Below are 3,352 nucleotides of genomic sequence, written 5' to 3' on the forward strand. Positions count from 1 at the left end.
TTTTCGAGGAACCAGATGACGGTGAAGCCCCTCTATCGACGTGTCTTGCTGAAAGCTTCGGGCGAAGCCTTGATGGGGGAACAGCATTTCGGCATCGACGTCTCGGTCGTCGACCGTATCGCAGCCGACATTGCCGAGGCGCGGGCGCTTGGCGTCGAAGTCGGAGTCGTGATCGGCGGCGGCAACATCTTCCGCGGCGTGGCCGTCGCCTCCAAGGGCGGCGACCGCGTCACCGGCGATCACATGGGCATGCTCGCCACCGTCATCAACTCGCTGGCGCTGCGCACCTCGCTGAACAAAATCGGCGTCGACGCCGTGGTGCTTTCGGCCATTGCCATGCCGGAACTCTGCGAAAGTTTTTCACAGCGCCAGGCGACCGCCTATATGAATCAAGGCAAGGTGGTGATCTTTGCCGGCGGCACCGGCAATCCGTTCTTCACCACCGATTCGGCCGCAGCGCTGCGCGCCGCCGAGATCGGCGCCGACGCGCTGTTCAAGGGCACGCAGGTCGACGGCGTCTATTCGGCCGACCCGAAGAAGGATCCGGAGGCGGTGCGCTTCGACCGCATAAGTCATGCCGAAGTCATCAAACGCGGGCTTACGATCATGGATACGGCCGCGATTGCACTTGCGCGTGAAAACAACATTCCGATAATCGTCTATTCGATCCACGAAAAAGGTGGTTTCGGCGAAATTCTAAGAGGCGGCGGCCGTTGCACGATCGTCGCGGACAATTGACTGGGGCCGAAGACGGCTGAATGATCGCCGGTCCGGTCGAGATTAGAAGACAAGCATTGAACCCGGCGAACGGGTCGAGGAGATGATCATGAGTGGCGAGTACGACGATCTCAAGCGGCGCATGGACGGGGCGATCGCGGCCTTCAAGCACGATCTCGCTTCGCTGCGCACCGGCCGCGCTTCCAGCAACCTGCTCGACGCCGTGCAGGTCCATGCCTATGGCACGACGATGCCCATCAATCAGGTGGCCAACGTCACGGTTCCGGAGCCGCGGATGATTTCGGTATCGGTTTGGGACAAATCGATGGTGAGCGCCGTCGACCGCGCTATCCGCGAGGCCAATCTTGGCTTCAATCCGATCGTCGACGGCACCAATCTGAGGATTCCTTTGCCCGAACTCAACGAGCAGCGCCGCAAGGAACTGGTCAAGATCTCGCACGGCTATGCGGAGAACGCCCGCGTCGCGGTTCGCCATGTCCGTCGCGACGGCATGGATTTCCTCAAAAAGGCGGAAAAGGACGGCACGATCAGCGAAGACGATCATCGCAAGCGCTCCGACCAGGTTCAGAAGCTGACCGATGAGATGATCAGCACCATCGATCACCTGCTTTCCGATAAGGAAGCTGAAATCATGCAGGTTTAGGGTCGGTTTCTCACCGGCTCGAAAGCGAGACCATGACAACCCCCGCGCATGTCGCGATCATCATGGACGGAAACGGACGCTGGGCCAAGGCGCGCGGCATGCCGAGGCTCGCCGGCCACCGCGCCGGCGTCGAAGCCTTGCGCAAGACGGTGCGCGCCGCGCCAGAGCTCGGCATCTCCTATCTGACGGTCTACGCCTTCTCCTCTGAAAACTGGTCGCGGCCGAAGTCCGAGGTCAGCGACCTGATGGGCCTCCTGAAGCTCTTCATCCGCCGGGATCTCGCCGAGCTGCACCAAAACGGCGTGCGGGTGAGGGTGATCGGCGACAGGGAAGGGCTGCAGCCGGACATCAGAGGCCTGCTGCAGGAGGCCGAATCGCTGACCGCGGGCAATGAGGCGCTGACCCTGGTCATCGCCTTCAACTATGGCGGGCGCGACGAGATCGTGCGCACCGCGCGCAAGCTCGCCGATGCCGTGGCTCGCGGCGAAATGACAACCGACGCCATCACGATGGAGAGCTTTGCCGGCGCGCTCGACACCGAGGGCATTCCCGATCCGGACCTCGTGATCCGCACCAGCGGCGAGCTCAGGCTGTCGAACTTCCTCTTGTGGCAGGCCGCCTACAGCGAGCTCGTCTTCCTGCCTTGCTACTGGCCGGACTTCAGCCGGGAGCACTTGGCCGACGCCCTGCGCGACTTTGCCGGCCGCGAACGCCGTTTCGGCGGGCTCGCCGCCCGCGACCTCGCCTTGTAGCGCGGCATCGATGAGCAATCTCCAGCAGCGTGTCATCTCGGCCATCGTGATGGCAGCCGCCACACTTGCGCTCACCTGGCTCGGCGGGCTGCCGTTCCGCCTGTTGTGTGCGGCGATCGCGGCGTTGATCTTCTACGAATGGACGCGCATGTCGCGCGCTGAGAACGGTGCGACGCTCGGCTTTCTGCCGGAAGTGCTGATTCTGGTCTTCATTGGTGCGCTGATCGCCGGTCTGCCGGCACTGTGGCTGCTGCTTCTGGTCGCATCCGTCACTGCTGTCGTCGCTGTCGCCGCGCGACTGCGGGGAGCAGCGCAGTGGGAGGCCTCGGGGCTGGCATACGCGTCGTTGTCCGGCTTGTCGCTCGCCTATCTGCGCGGGGACAGCCACTCAGGATTGATCGCCATCCTCTTCCTGTTCGCGGTCGTCTGGGCGACCGACATAGCGGCCTATTTCGTCGGCCGCAGGGTCGGCGGCCCGAAGCTTGCGCCATCGATCTCGCCCGGCAAGACGCAGAGCGGCGCGCTTGGCGGCGCTGTCGGCGGCATCGCTGCCGGATTGGTGCTGGCAATCGCGGCCGGGGCCGGCAATCTCACTATGCTTGGCCTCGTCGCCTTGGCGCTCTCGATCGTCTCGCAGATCGGCGATCTGTTCGAATCCTGGGTCAAGCGCCGGCACGGCTGCAAGGATTCGAGCAATCTCATTCCCGGCCATGGCGGCGTCATGGACAGGGTGGACGGGCTTGTCGCGGCTGCGTTCGCCCTGTACGTCATCGGTTGGATTGCGGCGGGCGCCGACCATCCGGCAATGGGGCTGTTTCCGAACTGACTGGCGTCGCCAATGGGCGAAAACGACGCGTGCCACGGATTCGCCCGGATTGATGCCACAGTCGCGGCGGACTGTCGCGCTGGGCGAATTTTGAGGGCATGACTTGAACGAGATTCTTCACGCGCTCTTCAGCACGCAAGGCTTTGTCCTCGGCACCCTTGTGCCGTTCCTGTTCGTGCTCACCGTCGTGGTGTTCGTGCATGAGATGGGCCACTACCTCATCGGCCGCTGGTGCGGCATCGGCGTCAAGGCTTTTGCCATCGGCTTCGGCCCGGAGCTCTTCGGTTTCAACGACCGCCACGGCACCCGCTGGAAGCTTTGCGCCATTCCGCTTGGCGGCTACGTGAAATTCGTCGGCGACATGAACGCGACATCGAGCCAGCCGAGCACCGA

Annotated in this window: 4 protein-coding genes and 1 pseudogene; all 5 read left to right on the forward strand. The window is 63.4% G+C overall.

Features of this window, described 5'->3' with window-relative positions; all coding sequences use genetic code 11:
• Positions 1–15: 15 nt before the first annotated feature.
• On the forward strand, positions 16–738 hold the full coding sequence (gene pyrH / locus EOA75_RS30835) for a UMP kinase (protein ID WP_066992639.1): 723 nt from the start codon (positions 16–18) through the stop codon (positions 736–738).
• A gap of 88 nt (positions 739–826) precedes the next feature.
• On the forward strand, positions 827–1,381 hold the full coding sequence (frr, locus tag EOA75_RS30840; protein WP_082953689.1) for a ribosome recycling factor: 555 nt from the start codon (positions 827–829) through the stop codon (positions 1,379–1,381).
• A gap of 20 nt (positions 1,382–1,401) precedes the next feature.
• Positions 1,402–2,133, forward strand: a pseudogene (locus EOA75_RS30845) (isoprenyl transferase); the annotation flags it as partial.
• A 10-nt stretch (positions 2,134–2,143) separates the two neighbouring features.
• Positions 2,144–2,959, forward strand: a complete 816-nt coding sequence (locus tag EOA75_RS30850) for a phosphatidate cytidylyltransferase (protein WP_127325925.1) — start codon at positions 2,144–2,146, stop codon at positions 2,957–2,959.
• Between the two features lie 103 nt (positions 2,960–3,062).
• Positions 3,063–3,352: site-2 protease family protein (locus EOA75_RS30855; RefSeq protein WP_206517077.1), on the forward strand; the 290-nt coding region annotated here is incomplete at its 3' end.

This window comes from Mesorhizobium sp. M1A.F.Ca.IN.022.07.1.1, from assembly GCF_003997575.1.
GTDB lineage: Bacteria > Pseudomonadota > Alphaproteobacteria > Rhizobiales > Rhizobiaceae > Mesorhizobium.